Genomic DNA, 16,523 nt, shown 5'->3' on the forward strand with positions numbered 1-16,523 from the left:
GCTCTGATGTCATCTGCGGGTTCCGCCCCTTCCCAGCGCTCGGCCCTGGCCAGCATGACCGGCTTTGCCCGCATTCAGGGCGTCACCGCCGGCTGGCGCTGGGCGTGGGAGGTGCGCTCGGTGAATGCCAAGGGGCTCGACCTGCGCCTGCGCGTTCCCGCCGGCTTCGAGGCTCTGGACACCGCAGCCCGGGCCGCCGCCTCCCGCGCCCTGGCGCGTGGTTCTGTGGCCGGCACGCTGACCCTGGCGCGGGAGGGCGAGAGCGTCGCCGTGGCGGTGAACCAGCCGGCCCTCGAAGCGCTGATCGTCGCGGCACGCGCGGCGGCCGAGCGTTATTCCATCGCCCCGCCCACCCTCGATGCTCTGCTCACCGTGAAGGGCATCGTCGAGGTGATCGAGGCCGAGCTCACCCCGCAGGACCAGGAGGCGGTCTCTCATGCGGCCCTCGCCGGCTTCGAGGGGGCGCTTGAGGCCTTGATCGCCATGCGCCACGCCGAGGGTGCTGCGCTCAAGGCGGTGCTGCTGGAGCGGCTTGACGCCATTGCGGCTCTCGTGGCCCAGGCGGAAGCCCGGCCGGAGCGCGGCGCCGAGGCCATCAAGGCTCGCCTGCGCGATCAGGTGCGCGCGCTGCTGGATACCGGGACGCCGCTCGACCCCGAGCGCCTGCACCAGGAAGCGGCCCTGCTCGCCACCAAGGCTGATATCCGTGAGGAACTGGATCGTCTGACCGCCCACCTCGCCGCGGCGCGGGACTTGCTCGCCCAAGGGGGGCCGGTGGGGCGGCGGCTGGACTTCCTGTCCCAGGAGTTCAATCGGGAGAGCAATACGCTCTGCTCCAAGTCCAATGCGGTCGCGCTCACCCAGATCGGGCTTGACCTGAAGCTGCTTGTGGATCAGTTCCGCGAGCAGATCGCGAACATCGAGTGAGGCCGACCCGACCATGGACGCTGCGAGCGCCCCTTCCGCCCCGACGTCTGGCCGCTCGGGGCTTGCCCGGCGGGGCTTGATGCTGGTGCTTTCCTCGCCGTCGGGCGCCGGAAAGACCACGCTCTCGCGGCTGTTGCTGGCGCAGGACAACCGCATCACCATGTCGGTCTCCGTCACCACGCGAAAGCCACGCCCCGGCGAAGTGGAAGGCACGGACTATTATTTTACCGACGTGGACGGCTTCCGCCACATGCGCGACACGGGCGCGCTGCTGGAACATGCGACCGTGTTCGGCAATCTCTACGGCACGCCCCGGAAACCTGTGGAGGACGCCCTCGCCCACGGGCGCGATGTGCTGTTCGACATCGACTGGCAAGGCACCCAGCAGCTGGAGGAGAGCGACGGCGCCAAGGATGACCTCGTGAAGGTTTTCATCCTTCCCCCGTCCGCCGCCGCATTGGAGGAGCGCCTGCGCGGTCGCGGTCAGGACGCCGACGATGTCGTGCACCAGCGCATGGCCAAGGCATCCGACGAGATCAGCCATTACGACGCGTATGACTACATCCTCATCAACGAGGATGTGGAAAAGAGCCTTGTCAAGCTCAAGGCGATTCTTCAGGCGGAACGTCTGAGGCGCCGGCGGCTGACCGGGCTCGCCCATTTCGTGAACACGCTGCGCGCCGGGCTCTGAGCCGGCGCCTCGCCGGTTCAGGCGGGCTGGCGCAGTTGTTCCCAGCAATTGGCGAGTCGTACGAAGCCGGCGATGTCGATCTCCTCTGCACGCCGGGTTTCTTCCACCTCTGCGGCGGCGAGCAGGGCCTGAGCATCGACACCCAGGGACTTCAGGCTTTGTCGCAGCATCTTGCGGCGCTGTCCGAAGGCGGCCTCCGTCACCTTCTCCAGCACCGAAAGGCGGCACGGCAGGGGCTCGGCGCGCGGCACCAGATGCACCACCGAGGACGTCACCTTGGGCGGCGGCACGAAGGCGGAGGGGGCCACGTCGAACAGGATGCGGGCCTCCGTCCGCCATCCCGCCAGCACCGCGAGGCGCCCATAGGCTTTCGAGCCCGGCTCGGCGACAATGCGTTCGGCCACCTCGCGCTGGAACATGAGCGTGAGCGAGGAAAACCAGGGCGGCCAGGGATCGGAAGAGAGCCAGCCCACCAGAAGCACCGTCGCGATATTATAGGGCAGGTTCGCAACCACCCGCGCCGGCTCGCCGCCGAACAAAGGCGCGGCTTCGACCTTCAGCGCGTCGCCCTCAATCACCTGAAGGCGGCCGGGATAGGCTTCGGAGACTTCCGCCAAGGCTTCGATGCAGCGATGATCCCGTTCCACCGCCACCACGCGCGCGGCCCCCAATGCGAGGAGAGCCCGCGTCAGCCCGCCGGGGCCTGGCCCGACCTCCAGCACGTTCGCCCCTTCGAGCGGCCCCGAGCCGCGCGCGATCCGCGCCGTAAGGTTCAGATCCAGAAGGAAGTTCTGCCCCAGCGATTTTTGCGCCGAGAGGCCATGCCGGCGGATGACATCCCGCAGCGGCGGCAGTTCGTCGATGGCGCTCATGCGGCGCGGCCCGGTTCGGTCAGGCGCCAGGCGAGGCGCAATGCCGCGAGCAGGCTGGTGGGATTCGCGCGCCCCGTGCCCGCGAGATCGAATGCGGTGCCATGGTCGGGCGAGGTCCGCACAAACGGGAGGCCAAGCGTCACGTTCACCCCGTCATGGAACGCGAGGGTCTTGGCCGGGATCAGCACCTGATCGTGATACATGCCGATCACCACGTCATAGCCGCCGCGCGCCTCTTCATGAAACAGCGTGTCGGCCGGCCGCGGCCCTAGCGCGTCGATCCCCTCCGCCCGCAACGTGGCGATGGCAGGACGCACCACGTCCTCATCCTCGCGGCCGAGCGTACCGTCCTCCCCCGCATGGGGATTGAGCCCGGCAAAGGCGAGACGGGGCGCGGCAAGGCCGAAGCGGGCGCGCATGTCGCGATCCACGATGCGCCCGGTCTTGACCAGCAGAGCCTGCGTCACCTGCGCCGGCACCTGCGCCAGCGGAATGTGGATGGTAGCCGGCACCACCGCCAGCAGGGGCGACCAGATCATCATCACGGGGTGGGGAATCGCGCCGTCGCGCGCGGCGCAACGGGCCGCGAGATATTCCGTATGGCCGGGAAACGGGAAGCCGGCGGCATAGACCACGGATTTCGCAAGCGGCGCCGTCACCAGGCCTCGGGCGACACCGGCCTGCACGAGATCCACGGCCCGGTCCAGGCTCTGAACAACAGCGGCGGCGCTGGTGGCGTCGGGCACGCCCGGCTCGGCCGTGGCGCGTGGTCCGGCCGGGACGATGGGGAGGAACGTATCGAATGCGTCGATCGCGTTCTGCGGTTCGACCACGCGGACAGGGACGCTAAGCCCGAGTCGACGGGCGCGATCCTCCAGCAAGGCGGGATCGCCGACCGCGAAGAACGGCGGGCACCCCTTTTCCGCCCGCAAGGTCCAGGCGGCGAGGGTGAGGTCCGGCCCGATGCCGGCAGGCTCACCGAGGGTGAGCGCAAGCGCCGCGGACATCAGCGGTAGACGATGAGGGAGCTCTTGCGCAGCTCGGTGAGGAGGCGCTTGGATTCCGCCTGGAATTGCGCTGTGGCGAGCTGGTCCTTCACATCGCGCTTGTTCGATGCTTCGCCATGCACCTCGCGCTTGGCGCAGACGGCGAACACCTCGACCCCGGATTGGGTAACCTCGGCCGGAGCGAGCCGCCCCACCTCGGTCTTGTCGAGCAATTGGCGCAGCGCCGCCGGCATCTCCGAGGACAAGCGCAGAACCGGCGAGCGGACCACGGTTTCCTTCATGGCCTTCGCCATCGCGAGGCCGCTTTCGCATCCGTTGAAGCGCGTGCGAAGGGAATTGGCCTCTGCGAGGCGCGCCGCATAGGCGTTGCTGCCACGCGGCACCACCAGCACGATCGGCGTCAGTGTATATTCCGTAGCAACCATCGAAGCGTTGCCGCTGTGGTTGATGGCGGCGAGCACGTCCTGATCGCGCACCGTCACGCTGGGCGAACGGGCCCGCACATATTGCTGCCAGATGTTGTCGGCACGCAGCTTCTGCTTGAACGCGCTCGGCTCGATGCCGCCCTGCTTCAGTCCGTCAGCCAGTTGGTCGGCGGTGCGCCCGGAGCGGGCCGCCACATTGGCGAACAGATCGTCGATCTCCTTTTGCTCAAGATCGATGCCCAGCTTCACGCCCTGGGAGATCTTGATGCGATCGTCGATCACTTCTTCGAGCGCTTCCTTGGCGCTGACGTTCTTGCGCTCCAGCAGCGTGTGCATTCTCTGACGCTGGCCCACGTCGAAACTGGTGATGGGCGCCCCATTCACCATGGCGAGAATCTGTTGCGCGCTGGCGGCCCCGCTGGAAAGGGCTGCAACGGCAAGGCTGAAGAGGAACAGGAAGCGGCGGCAGGACTGCATCGATCAACCCGGAATGGCTCGGCGAGGGGGCGGGAGACGAAGGCCTCCCTGCGCGCTTAACCCGCGCCCTTCGGCTTGTAAATGCTTGTTGCCGCCTCCTGTGGCGGCAATGGGGCCGCGCCGGCCTCAAGCCGGCGCCCAGACCTCACTGGGTGGAGCTGCCGATCGCCGATTTCACCTTGGTTTCACCCAGGGTGCGCAGCCCGATGGTGAGCATGACCGTGTTGTTCGGCCCGGTATTCGGTCCGTTGATCGAATAGTCGGACAGATAGGTCAGGGCGAGCGTGAAGCAGTCGTCCGCATAGGTTATGGCGGCCGTGGTCATGTCGATGCTGGCCTGCGCGATATTGTAGCGAATGCCGCCGCTGACGGACCACACGTCCGTCAGCTTATAGCTCGCGGTCGTGAAGATGCCCTCGCGCTCCTGATAATAGCCGAGCAGGGGCTGCGGCTCATACCGGCCATAGGTGGCGGAAACCGACAGACGGTCGATGCTGGTCCGTCCCTCAAGCTCCAGCCGCTGCAGGGTGTAGTTTGCCTCGTCGAACCGGAAGCGGGAGATGAACTCCAGATTGTTGGTCGGCGAATAGCTGAACCGGGCGACGTAGTCGGACGTGCTCGTCTCCAGGCCTGATTCCAGGCCTGTGTTCGCCATGTCGCCATAGGCGAAGGAGTTCTTCCCGAACAGGCTGTAAGACTGGCCGACCACGGCGGAGATGACGCCCGCGCCGTTGAGCGCGGCGGTATAGGTGACACCCACGTTCAGGCGGCTGCCGCCTTCCACCCGGTCCCAGCCGGAATATTTGTTCACCGAGAACAGATTGGCATCGTCGAACACGAGGCTTTGCGCGTCCTCGTTGGGGAACTTGCCGATGCTGGTCTCATTCGGGCGGATGATCAGCTGGGCGCGGGGCTCGATGGTCTGCGTGCCCCAATTCTCCACCGAGATGAAGGGATAGCGGTAATCGAGGCCGATCACCGGCATGGCGCGGATGAGGTCGTCGCTGCCGCCTTGAAGCGGGTTCTGCCCCGCCAGGGTCGGACCGTCGGTATAGCTGGTGGGCAGCGCGCTGATATTGGCGTGCGCAACGTCCACGCGGGCGCTGGCGAACGGCGTCCACATCTGACCGGCGGCGTCGGTCAGCGTCTTCTTCCAGTAGAATTCGCCGCTGAGGCGCTGATAGTCACCCGGCGCGCCACGCAGCAGACACTGGGTGGGATTGGGATTGCTCAGCAGGCACGATCCCGGCGGGATTCCTGTCGCGCCGGACACCCAGGATGTGGCCGCCGACGTTCCGACGAAATCCGCCTCGTTGCGCGAGACCGAGTTGAAGTTCACCTTGAAGCCGGCCTCGCCGCCGAACACCGGCTTTCCGAACACGTAATTATAATTGAAGGTGCCCACCACCGGGATGAGATCCTGGTTGTCGGTCACCGACAAGCCAAGGAAATACATGCCCCGCACGTCGAAGAAGCTGCGGTCGCCCTGCCCGGTCAAATAGAGCTGCGACACCTTCTCGGTCTCGGCGGCGCCGATCAACCCGTAATCGCGCAGGAAGGTGCGGTCTGAGGTGAGGGTGCCGTCCCAACCCCACTGCCAATATTGGTTGATGACGAAATTACCGGAGCTTTCGACCATGCCGCGATTTTCGCGGTAGCCGGGCAGGCCTGCGAACTGCGAGATGTCCTGCTGCTGAATGCCAGCGGCGCGGATATTGTACGATCCGTCGATCAGCCGCTGGCGCCATTCTCCCTTGGCCAGGAGGCCCTGCTTGGAAAAATAGAGCGGATCGAACGTGAGGTCGCGGTCGGGTGCGATGTTCCAGAAGAACGGAACGCCAGCACCGATGCCGAGCATGCTGTTGTTATAAAATTCCGGCATCAGGAAGCCGGTCTTGCGCTTCACCGTCGGATCCGGCGAAGAGAAGTAAGGAAAATACGCGAACGGCAGCCCGAAGAACTCGAGCGTGGCGTCCTTGTAATAGATCATCTGCTCATTCTGGTTGTGAATGATGCGCGCGGCCTTGATCTGCCAGAGCACCGGCTTTTCCGGATGATCCTTGCAGGGTTCGCACGCGGTGTAGACGCCATTTTGGAAGACCGTGATGTTGCCGTCCGTGCGGTCCGCACGGGACGCGGCGAAATGGGTCTTGTCCGGGGTATCCACGCGCAGCGATTCCAGGAATCCGTCGCGGAAGTCCTCGGTCAGCTGCATGGTGTTGGCGGTCAGGATCTTGCCGTCGGGTTGCTTCAGCAGCACATCGCCCTCGGCGCGCAGCGTGTTCGCCTTCCGGTCGAACGTGACGCGCTTCGCCTCCAGGGTGGAGCCGTCGTAATAAATCTGGACGTTGCCGACGGCCGAAATCTTGTCGTGTTCGTAGTCGTAGACCAGCTCGTCGGCGGTCACGAGCATCTTCTTGTTCGGGTCGGCCTTGGGCATCTTGGTATTGGCGAAGCTCGCCGTCTGCGCGGCAGCCGTCCCCGGGTGCAGCACAGCGAAAGCCAGCGCAGCGCACAGAAGGCCGACGGCAAAAGACCAGCCGCTCCCGCTGCGACGCGAAACGCGCCGGCCGGTTGCAGCTCCATGGCCTTCGGCGGGGGGAAACCCGACCGTCATCCGTCCTCCCGGTGCAACAATACGAGAATCCCCAGGAATATCCCCGCTACCGCTGGAAACCATGCAGCAGCAACAGGATGCACCACGCCCGCCTCGCCCAAATCCTCGGCGAGCTTGGTTCCCAGATAAAGCAGAAAGCCCGCCACGACGCCACCGAGAATCGTCTGGCCGACTCCCCCGAAGCGGAACACGCGCAGGCCCACCACCGCGGCGATAAGCACCATGGCCACGAGCAAAAATGGCCGTGCCAAAAGGCTTTGAAGCTGGAGCCGGTAGCGGCTCGCACCAAAGCCTTGCTGCTCCGCACTCTCGATCGCCGCCGGAAGTTGCCAAAAAGACACGGTGTCCGGCGAGATCAGGCTCTCCTGGACCTGTGAGGGGTCCAGATTCGTCGCAACAAGGTAAACGGAATACGTCTGCTGCTCGAAGCCTGGAACCAGCACCCGCACGTCCTGCAAGCGCCAATACCCCTCCTCCAATACCGCCGAGCGCGCCTCGATGCGCTGCACGAGGCGGTCGTGGCGGTCGAATTCGAACATGGTGACGCCGATCAGCTCGCGGCCGCCCTGTTGGGAAGACCCCGCCTGAATGATCGCCTGCCCGTCCACGCTCTGCTGACGCACCCAGAAGCCCGCCTTTCCCTGGGCCATCAGGCCGGCGGTGGTGTTGAAGATCTCCCCCTCCATCCGATTCGCCCGCTCCTTGAATTCCGCGGAAACCGGGTTGAACAGGGTGGTGGAGGCAACGCCGATCAGGAATGCCACGAGAACGGCCGGAAAAATGAACTGCCAGGCCGACAGCCCGATCGCCCTAGCAACAACCAGTTCAAGCTTGCGCGACAATGTCACGAAGGTCGCGATCGCGCCGAACAGCACGGCAAACGGCAGCAATTGCTCGGTAAAGGCCGGGGTGCGGTAGAGCGTCAGCAGGCCCACCACCAGAGAGGTCACCTCGTCGCGATCCGCCGTGCGGCGGGTCATCTCGAGGAAATCCACGAGCATGATCAGGGCGACGCAGGAAAAAAAGATCATCGCCACGGACGAGAAGAATCGCCGTGCGAAATAAAAGCCGAGGGTCTTTCCGATCATGGCTCAGGTCGCCGAGAGCCGGGACACGCGCAGCGCGATCGCGTCGATAATGCGGGTCACGAACCCCGGCGCGGCGAATTTCACCCGTCCGTCGAGGGCGAGCGCACACAGCACGATCGAGGTGATCGGCAGCAGATAGGCAATGGGTACCGCCGCCGCCGATGTCCGCAACTGGCCGGTCACCACGAAATTCGCAATCTGGAGCGCCACCATGATGGGGATGATGGCCGTCAGCGCCAAGGCGCGCCCCTGACGGGTGGTTCTTGGGCGGGCCAGAGCGGCCGCGGCCACCGCGAAGAAGGCGAACGGATAAAGCCCGGACGAGAGGCGCTTGTGGACCTCCTCGCGGAAGCGCCCCCCCTGCCCCATGATGCGGTAGACGTCGTTCGTCGGCGGATTCAGCACATATTCGAACGGCCGTTCGTTCGGGCGGATATCGACAGCCTGCGAGCCCGGAGCGAGTTCCGACAGCCCGAACGCATAGCGCTGGAACGCAACGACCGAGCCGTTGCTGTTCGACCCGGAGGTCCGCCGGTGGATGGAGCCGTCTTCGAGCACCAGGAAAATGCCATTTGGGGTTTCGACGATCTGCCCACGATCCGCGAGATAGGTGGAGATTTCCTTTTCGCGGGCATCGTTGATGAAAACCCCATGCATCACGCCGTTGGCGGAGCGTTCCCGCACGTGAAACACCAGCCCCTGGGCCAAGTTCACGAATCGGCCCGGCTGCGCCACGAACGACACCACGTCGGCGCGGACGCGCGACACCTGATCACGAAACATGCGCAGGCTCGCCGGCACCAGATCTATCGAAAGCGCGGCGCAGAAAAGCGAGACCAGGGTCGCCAGGAGAATCATCGAGCGCAGCACGCGCCAATGGCTCATGCCGGCGGCCGCCATGACGACGATTTCAGAATCGCCGTTCAGCTTCAGCAGCGTGTAAGCGGTGGCGATGAACAAGGCGGCCGGCGCGATCACAAGGATCAGGGTGGGGACCGACAGGGAGGTAATGGCGAAGAAGGCCAGGATGGTCTGCCCCTGGCTGGTTACGAGATCCAGCTGGCGCAGCGCCTGGGTCGACCAGATCATCGCCGTCAAAACGATGGTCACGCCAAAAAAGGCGACCGCCGCAGTCTGGAAAATGTAGCGATCGAGACGGCCCATACATCCTCGTCAGACGCGTGATCGCCGCCCCGTCACGCTTCACCTTGGAACCGCTCCTGGATAGCGGCTTCCACGCTGCGGTGCAAATGCGGCACGCCGGGGGCGTCGGGAGGCCCATCGCCCGCCATGGTTAAGTTAATGCGCCCCCAGCACCACCGCGCATGCCGCTGGGAGATCGGCGAGGAGCAAAGGCGGCGTCGGCTTTGGCGGAACCTTGGGGGGCTTAGGGTGCAGCACCTCATCCGTGAACCACCAGGCAAGGTCCGCGCCGCATCCATCCCCTTGGGGCGGCGGCTCCTGGGGCCGGCAATCGGGGCTGTCGGCCGGGCAGCTCAAGCGCACGTGCATGTGATAATCGTGCCCCCAATAGGGGCGCACCTTGGTCATCCAGGCACGATCGCCGCGCACGTCGCGGCAGAGGGCCTTCTTGATCGCGGCATTCACGAAGATGCGCTCCACGCGCGGATCGAGCGCGGCGGCGCGGATGACGGCGATGTGGTCGGGCGTCCACACCTTGGGATCCACGTCCAGACGATCGGAACGCACCACCATGGTGGCGGAAAGACTCTCGCGCTCCGCGCGCGTCAGTTCGCGCCCCGGGCTCGGCGTCAGCCAGATATCGGCATCAAGGCCGACCTGATGGGAGGCATGGCCCGTGCGCATGGGGCCGCCGCGCGGCTGCGCCATGTCGCCGACCAGGATGCCGCGCCAGTTCGAGACCTTGGGCACGGCGGCGGCAAAACGCTCCAGAAAATCAATGAGATCGGGGTGTCCCCAATTGCGGTTGCGCGATAGCCGCATCACTTGCCACGTCGCCCCCGTGATGGGCAGGGCAGCACCGCCGGCGAGACAACCCTTGGAATAGAAGCCCACGGACCGGGTCGCGAGAGGGGCGGGGCCGGTCGCCGCGCCAAACAGCTCGCGGGCCGGCACGGCCGCCGCCCCGGCCGGTGCGGTTGCGGGGCTCTGTGCCTGCGCCGGGACGAGCCCCGCGAGCGCCAGCACCACAGCGAGGCCCGCGATCCGGGCTCCGCCCATAATCATACCGTTCCCTTGCGGGTGAGGATGACGAAATCCTTGTCGGTGCGCGTTCCGGGATGAGCCGGCAGGTCAGTCACAAGCAAAGTGGCGCCGGGGCTCAGCATGGCACTCAGATCCCGGTTGATCGCAGGATCCACCACGATACGCGAGAGGGCCTCCTGGGCAAGGCCCGGCTGCGCGCCATTTCCTTCATAGCTCACGGCCATCCAGCGCGGCGTGCGCCCGACGCCGTCGGCCGTCAGCATGTAAACCACGTTGCCGAGTGGTTTCGTCGGGTCCTGAACGGTGATCGCGCCTTCCAGCACCGTCGCCCCGCCGCGCAATACGATCAGCTTGCGATCCGCGCCGCTGGCAACGAGCGAGACCGGATCGCCGGCCGCCGCCACCAGGATCGGCTTGGCATCCGCATCGAACATCTTGTCCACGTCGGCAGGCAGGATCAGGCCCGGATCGAGCACATCGGTTGGCCCGCTGTGGCTGTCGGCGATGATCACCGGCGTTCCCACCTGGGTGACCGAGAACAGCAGCTTCGCGAAGGGAAGCGGCAGGTGCACGCAGCCGTGGGAGGACGGATAGCCGGGCAGCCCGCCCGCATGCAGCGCCACGCCCGACCAGGTGAGCCGCTCGGAATAGGGCATGGCGGCATCGTTATAGACCGAGGAATGGTGGTCCACGTCCTTGTCGAGGATGGTGAACACCCCGGTCGGCGTGTCGTGGCCCTCGCGCCCGGTCGAGACGGTCGAGACGCCGATGCGCACGCCATTGCGATAGACGAAGCACCGCTGCTCCGGCAGCGACACCACGATCGCCACCAGCCCTTCAGGGGCGCGCTCGGGATACCAGATATAGGTGCCCGGCTTCAGATCGCGGATCGCCACCTCGTCGGGATCGTCGGCCGCGCGCACCGGAAACAGGGACGTGGACACGAGGCCCACGCCCACGCCGCAGAGGGCGCGCAAGGCGACCCTCCGGTTGATGATCATCCCCGCACCCATCGCACCCATCCCGTTCGTCGGTTTGGGCAGGAAGGTAAGGGAGCGGGGTTCACCGTCCGTTAAGCGCGTTCTCGTACCCGCGCACACTCAGCCGCGATAGATCGGCGCGCCGAAGGGAGCACCCGTCGTGCCGCCGTCCACCACGATCTCGGCAGCGGTGATGTTGGACGCATCATCGGAAGCCAGGAAAAGGACGGTGTTCGCGACTTCCTCCGCCTCGCCGACGCGCCCGAGCGCGATCGAGCGGGCAAGGCCGGCGTCGAGTGCCTCGCGCGCCTCCTGCGTAGGCGCCATGGGGGACCAGATGGCCGTGCGCGCCGCGCCGGGCACCACCACGTTCACCCGGATCCCACGCGGGGCGAGTTCCGACGCCAGGACCCGCGACATGGCCCGCACGCCGGCCTTGCTGGCCGCATAGGCCGACCAATTGGGCGCGCCGAGCACGGCCAGAACCGAACCGTTCAGCACCACCGACCCGCCCTTGGCGAGGAAGGGTTCGGCCGCCTGCACTGTGAAGAACACGCCTGTCAGATTGGTGCTGAGGATGGTCTCGAAGGTGTCCACGCTCGTCTGGCCGAGCGGCGTCGAGCCGCCGATGCCGGCATTGGCGAACACAATGTCCAGCCCGCCGAAGGCTTCGGCCGCCTGCTTCACGGCGGCGGCGGTGGCATCGAAATCCGCCACGTCGGCCTTCAAGGCAAGCAGGTTCGGGCCGAGTTCAGCGACGGCGGCGTCCAGGGTCTCCTGGTTGCGGCCAGTGATCGCCACCTTCGCGCCCTCCCGAAGGAACAGGCGGGCGGTGGCCAGCCCAATGCCGCTGTTGCCGCCGGTGATGAGGGCGCGCTTGCCTGAGAGACGCATCTGACACTCCATCTTTTGGTTGCATATTGAAACTAGATGGACGTTTAGCGCTTTCAGTTTTATCATGCAACCAGTTTGATGACGAACGTCATGGAAATGCGTTCTGTCCCGCGCCGAGGAGGAAGCCATGAAACGCACGCGGATGGACGAGGCGAGCTGCCCTATCGCCCGAACCCTGGATGTGGTGGGGGATTGGTGGTCGCTGCTGATCGTGCGCGACGCCTTCCTGGGCAAGCGCCGGTTCGGGGAGTTTCAGAAGAGCCTGGGTGTGGCCAAGAACATTCTCTCTGCGCGGCTAAAAGCGCTCATGGCAGCCGACATTCTCGCGAGCGTTCCAGCCGCGGACGGCAGCGCGTTCAACGATTACCTGCTCACGCAGAAGGGCCGCGACCTGTTCCCGGTGGTCATCGCCCTGCGCCAATGGGGCGAGAAGCACGGCTTCTCCAGCGGCGAGCACTTTCCGCCGCTGGTGGACGCCGCCTGCGGCAAGCCCCTCGCCCCGCTCGAAGTGCGGGACGCCGCGGGAAAATCCCTCAAGCCGCAGGATACGATCCTGCTGCCGATGCCTCAGGAGGCGTAGGGATTAGCCTTTTCGCGCAGGGTAATGCGGATCGGCACGCCCGGCAGGTCGAACGCCTCGCGCAGGCTGTTCGAGAGATAGCGCAGATAGCTGTCCGGCACGGCGTCGGTGCGGGAGCAGAAGATGACGAAGCTCGGCGGACGCGCCTTCGCCTGGGTCATATAGCGGATCTTCAGCCGCTTGCCGGAGACCGCCGGCGGCGGATGGGTGTCGGTTGCCTGCTGCAGGAAGCGGTTGAGCGGATTGGTAGGAATGCGGATGTTCCACACCCGGTAGGTTTCCGCGATTGCGTCCACCAGCCGGTCCAGCCCGCGTCCCGTGAGCCCGGAAATGGGGATAATCGGCACGCCCTTGATCTGCGGCAGCAGATGGTCCGCCTCTTCCCGCAGCCGGCTCATGAGGCCGGTGTCGGGCACGAGATCGGACTTATTGAAGCCAATCACGATGGCCCGGCCCTCGCGCTCCACCAGGTCGGCGATGCGCAGATCCTGCTCCTCGAACGGCCGGGTGGCGTCGATCAGCACCACCACCACCTCGGCGAACTTCATGGCGCGCAGGGCATCGGCGGCGGAGAGCTTCTCCAACTTGTCGTCGATGCGCGCGCGCTTGCGCAGGCCGGCGGTGTCGAACACATCGAGCCGGCGGCCCCGCCAATCCACTTCCACGGAAATGGAATCGCGGGTGATGCCCGCTTCCGGCCCGGTCAGCAGCCGGTCTTCGCCCAACAGGCGGTTGATGAGGGTGGACTTGCCCGCATTGGGCCGGCCGAGCACCGCGACTTTGATCGGGCGCTTGGCCCGCTCCTCATCGGTTTCCTCGCGCTCGTCCTCGGCATCTTCCGGCTTCATGGTGTGGGCGGGAAGGGCGTCGCAGATGGCGTCGTAAAGGTCAGAAAGGCCTTCGCCATGCTCTGCGGAAAGCGGGATCGGCGTGCCGAGGCCGAGCGCATAGGCTTCCATCGAGCCGGCTTCTCCGGCTTTCCCCTCGCTCTTGTTGGCGACCAGGATGGTCGGCTTGCCGGACTTGCGCGCCAGGGCGGCGAAGGCGCGGTCGGTGGGCGTGAGGCCGGCGCGCGCATCCACCATGAACAGCAGCGCGTCGGCATCGCCGATGGCGGCTTCGGTCTGCGCCCGCATGCGCCCTTCCAGGCTCGCCGGGTCGGCTTCCTCAAGCCCCGCCGTATCGACGATGCGGAACGACAGGTCGCCCAGGCGCGCATCGCCCTCGCGGCGATCGCGAGTGACGCCGGGGCGGTCATCCACCAGCGCGAGCTTCTTGCCCACGAGACGATTGAACAGGGTCGACTTGCCCACATTGGGCCGGCCGACGATGGCGAGGGTAAAGGACATGTTTTTTAAGCTCGGCGCACGCGCGCCCTAGAGTCAGTTGCTGCCCGGCGCGGCCGCAGGGGCATTTGGCTTGGCGGCCGAGATCGCGTCAAGCGACACGTTGGCATTGGAAGGCTGGTCCAGCGGCGCGGAGGCGCTGACACCCGGCACGCCGTTTGGAAACACCGGCTGGCGCGTTCCCGAAAGCGGGGTCTTGCGCTCCTGGAACGGGTTGATCTTGTCGAAATCGAAGCTCTCGCAGCCGGTCAGGGCGAGCAGAGCGGAGCCGGCGAGAAGCAGGCGCAGCATCCGGTTCATGGGGAAGCTCCTCATTTCGTGGCGCCGCCACTTTCCGCCGGGCCGGGAACGGCAGCGGGCGGAGCGGCGGGGGCCGGTGCGGACGGGGCGGCAGATGCGGGTTCCGAGGGCGCCGGCTGGGCGGCGGGAGCTTCCTTGGCCGCCTTCGCCTCAGCAGCCGCGGCCGCCGCTTCCGAAGCCGGCGCCGGCTGGGCGGCTGCGGCGGTCAGGGTGCGGATCAGCTCCATGCGGTTGCGCACGCCGAGCGGCACTTCCGGATCGTCAATGGCCTGCTGGGCGGTCTTGTTAGCGTCGGCGGAGTTACCCGCCTTAAACTGCGCCAGGGCCAGCAGCTCGCGCGCCGAATGGCGCAGGCCGCCCGTGCCGTCGGCGAGCGGCTGAAGCTGCGCCTTGATCTCGGCCAGCGGCGCCGTGTCCACCAGCAGGAGAGAAGCGCGCACGCTGGCAAGATCGCGCAGCACCGGCGCGAGGGTGCCGTCATTGGCGAGCGCCATGAACGCGGCAACGCCGGCCGCCTTGTCCTTGGCGCCGATCTCCCCCGCCGCGCGGAAGCGCGCGAGCGTGCGATAACCGGCCGGGCCATCCTTGGCGAGCGCGTCGAAGGCGGCCTGCGCCTCGGCGGCCTTGCCGTCGTCCGCAAGGGTGCTGGCCGCTTCATAACGGGCGCCGGCCGCCTGGGCCTTCTGCAGGCTGTAATAGCGATAGGCGCTATAGGCGCCGGCAGCGGCGATGATCGCGACCACCAGAATGATGAAATAGATGCCGAAGCGATCCCATACCCGGCGCAGCCGGTCGCGCCGCAGGTCTTCTTCGATCTCGTGGAAAATGTCGGTCATGAATGGTCCGCAACAGGCACGCGCCGAAAGGGCCCGGACAAAGCCCAGGCTAAGGGCGCGTAAACTAGCCATGCGGCTGCATCGTGGCAAACCCTTCCGGGCCACCACGGCACGGCAGGGCTAAAGTTTTGCGCGCAAATGATCCAGAAACAGCAGGAGCAACCCCGCCAGAAGGCCCCACACCGGCGCCCCGAGGCCGAAGGCGGAGACCCCCGACACCGTGGTGGTGAAAGTCGCGACCGCCGCGATCCGTCCCTTTTCCTCGGCCAGCGCCGCGGTGAGCGCCCCGGTGAGGGGGGAGAGAAGCGCAAGCCCCGCGATGGTGGCGATCAAGGCCGGCGGCAGGGCGGCGAACACCGCCACCATGGTGGCGCCGAACCCGGCCAGGATGAAATAGAACAGCGCGTAGAACGGTCCGGTGAGGAATCGCTTCGCCGGATCCGGATGGGCGTCCTTGCCGGTGCAGATCGCCGCCGTGATGGCGGACAGCGTTACCGAATGGGACCCCACCGGCGCCAGGACCAGGGAGGCCAGCCCTGTCGCCGCCAGGATCGAACCGGTGGGCGGTTGATAGCCCGAGGCCCGCAGCACCGCGAAGCCTGGCAGGTTCTGTGCCGCCATGCTGACCAGGAACAGCGGCAGGCCGAGCCCCAACATCACCGCCGGGTCGAACACCGGCACCACCAGGGTAAGCTGCGGCGTTTCCCAGCCGCCGGTCAATGGGGCATTGAGGCCGAAGGCGAACACGCCGGCGGCTCCGGCGACGAGGACAGCCAGCACCGCCCAGCTCGGCGAAAACAGCCGCACGAGGAAGAACAGGGCTAGCAACGGGAGCACCAGCGCCGGGCTGGCCGCCGCATGATCGGCCACCGCCATGACGAAGCGCGCCAGCACACCCGCGAGCATCGCAGCGGCCACACTCACCGGGATCCCAGCGACCAGGCGGCCGAGCGGGCGGATGGCGGCGCACAGCATCACCAGCACCGCCGCCAGCAGAAACGCCCCCACAGCCGCCTGCATGCCGATGCCGGCGCCAAAGCCGGCAATCAGCGCCGCCCCCGGCGTCGACCATGCCGTAACGATAGGCATGCGATGGCGCAGGCTGAGATAGAGCGTGCTTCCCGCTGCCCCAAGGCACACGGCGGCAACCCAGGATGCGGTCTGTGCAGGCGTGGCGCCCAGGACGGCCGCGGCGGACAGAACCAGTGGCACCGTGCCGCCGAACCCCACCAGCGCCGCCACCAGCGCGGCGACGACCACGGAGAGGCGCAGTGCCGGCCCCTGGCTTTGCCCTTG

The 16,523-nt window shown here is 66.5% G+C and carries 16 protein-coding genes; 3 read left to right on the forward strand and 13 right to left on the reverse strand.

The genetic code is table 11. The features are described 5' to 3' along the window. Positions 1-6: 6 nt before the first annotated feature. Both V5F68_RS16905 and gmk read left to right on the forward strand, forming a co-directional pair. Positions 7-927 carry a YicC/YloC family endoribonuclease gene (locus V5F68_RS16905; protein ID WP_394014181.1) on the forward strand — a complete coding sequence of 307 codons (921 nt, stop codon included), beginning with the start codon at positions 7-9 and terminating at the stop codon, positions 925-927. Between the two features lie 79 nt (positions 928-1,006). Then, a complete protein-coding gene (gene gmk / locus V5F68_RS16910; protein ID WP_394014182.1) occupies positions 1,007-1,618 on the forward strand; it encodes a guanylate kinase in 612 nt (203 codons plus the stop codon). A 17-nt stretch (positions 1,619-1,635) separates the two neighbouring features. On the opposite strand, the gene rsmA is transcribed toward gmk, so the two are convergent. From rsmA to V5F68_RS16955, 9 genes are all read right to left on the reverse strand, one after another. Continuing rightward, positions 1,636-2,490, reverse strand: coding sequence for a 16S rRNA (adenine(1518)-N(6)/adenine(1519)-N(6))-dimethyltransferase RsmA (gene rsmA, locus V5F68_RS16915; RefSeq protein WP_394014183.1), 855 nt, complete (start codon positions 2,488-2,490; stop codon positions 1,636-1,638). Next, positions 2,487-3,497, reverse strand: coding sequence for a 4-hydroxythreonine-4-phosphate dehydrogenase PdxA (pdxA, locus tag V5F68_RS16920; RefSeq protein WP_394014184.1), 1,011 nt, complete (start codon positions 3,495-3,497; stop codon positions 2,487-2,489). The genes rsmA and pdxA overlap by 4 nt, the downstream gene beginning before the upstream one ends. Beyond that, a complete protein-coding gene (locus V5F68_RS16925) occupies positions 3,497-4,399 on the reverse strand; it encodes a peptidylprolyl isomerase family protein (RefSeq protein ID WP_394014185.1) in 903 nt (300 codons plus the stop codon). The genes pdxA and V5F68_RS16925 overlap by 1 nt, the downstream gene beginning before the upstream one ends. Before the next feature lie 145 nt (positions 4,400-4,544). Beyond that, positions 4,545-7,016, reverse strand: a complete 2,472-nt coding sequence (locus tag V5F68_RS16930; protein ID WP_394014186.1) for an LPS-assembly protein LptD — start codon at positions 7,014-7,016, stop codon at positions 4,545-4,547. After that, positions 7,013-8,104 (reverse strand): LPS export ABC transporter permease LptG, encoded by a 1,092-nt coding sequence (gene lptG, locus V5F68_RS16935; RefSeq protein WP_394014187.1) that lies wholly within the window; start codon positions 8,102-8,104, stop codon positions 7,013-7,015. Before lptG ends, V5F68_RS16930 begins: the two co-directional genes overlap by 4 nt. Positions 8,105-8,107: 3 nt before the next feature. Further along, a complete protein-coding gene (lptF, locus tag V5F68_RS16940; protein WP_394014188.1) occupies positions 8,108-9,268 on the reverse strand; it encodes an LPS export ABC transporter permease LptF in 1,161 nt (386 codons plus the stop codon). 135 nt (positions 9,269-9,403) lie between these two features. Further along, positions 9,404-10,306 (reverse strand): penicillin-insensitive murein endopeptidase, encoded by a 903-nt coding sequence (gene mepA, locus V5F68_RS16945; RefSeq protein ID WP_394014189.1) that lies wholly within the window; start codon positions 10,304-10,306, stop codon positions 9,404-9,406. Between the two features lie 2 nt (positions 10,307-10,308). Continuing rightward, positions 10,309-11,304, reverse strand: coding sequence for a L,D-transpeptidase (locus V5F68_RS16950; RefSeq protein ID WP_394014190.1), 996 nt, complete (start codon positions 11,302-11,304; stop codon positions 10,309-10,311). Between the two features lie 87 nt (positions 11,305-11,391). After that, positions 11,392-12,165, reverse strand: a complete 774-nt coding sequence (locus tag V5F68_RS16955) for an SDR family oxidoreductase (RefSeq protein WP_394014191.1) — start codon at positions 12,163-12,165, stop codon at positions 11,392-11,394. A gap of 127 nt (positions 12,166-12,292) precedes the next feature. Here V5F68_RS16955 and V5F68_RS16960 point away from each other — a divergent pair, with 127 nt between their 5' ends. After that, positions 12,293-12,745 (forward strand): winged helix-turn-helix transcriptional regulator, encoded by a 453-nt coding sequence (locus tag V5F68_RS16960; protein WP_394014192.1) that lies wholly within the window; start codon positions 12,293-12,295, stop codon positions 12,743-12,745. Here V5F68_RS16960 and der read toward each other — a convergent pair. From der to V5F68_RS16980, 4 genes are all read right to left on the reverse strand, one after another. Next, complete coding sequence (gene der, locus V5F68_RS16965) at positions 12,733-14,094, reverse strand: ribosome biogenesis GTPase Der (protein ID WP_394014193.1); 1,362 nt, start codon at positions 14,092-14,094, stop codon at positions 12,733-12,735. The two genes, V5F68_RS16960 and der, sit on opposite strands and share 13 nt — an antisense overlap. A gap of 33 nt (positions 14,095-14,127) precedes the next feature. Continuing rightward, positions 14,128-14,391: a hypothetical protein gene (locus V5F68_RS16970; protein WP_394014194.1), complete on the reverse strand. Its 264-nt coding sequence runs from the start codon at positions 14,389-14,391 to the stop codon at positions 14,128-14,130. Positions 14,392-14,402: 11 nt separating this feature from the next. After that, on the reverse strand, positions 14,403-15,227 hold the full coding sequence (locus tag V5F68_RS16975) for a tetratricopeptide repeat protein (protein WP_394014195.1): 825 nt from the start codon (positions 15,225-15,227) through the stop codon (positions 14,403-14,405). 120 nt (positions 15,228-15,347) lie between these two features. Next, a complete protein-coding gene (locus tag V5F68_RS16980) occupies positions 15,348-16,499 on the reverse strand; it encodes a benzoate/H(+) symporter BenE family transporter (protein ID WP_394014381.1) in 1,152 nt (383 codons plus the stop codon). Positions 16,500-16,523: the final 24 nt, after the last annotated feature.

This window comes from Roseixanthobacter pseudopolyaromaticivorans, assembly GCF_043195145.2.
In the GTDB taxonomy this organism is placed as follows: Bacteria; Pseudomonadota; Alphaproteobacteria; order Rhizobiales; family Xanthobacteraceae; genus NCEH01.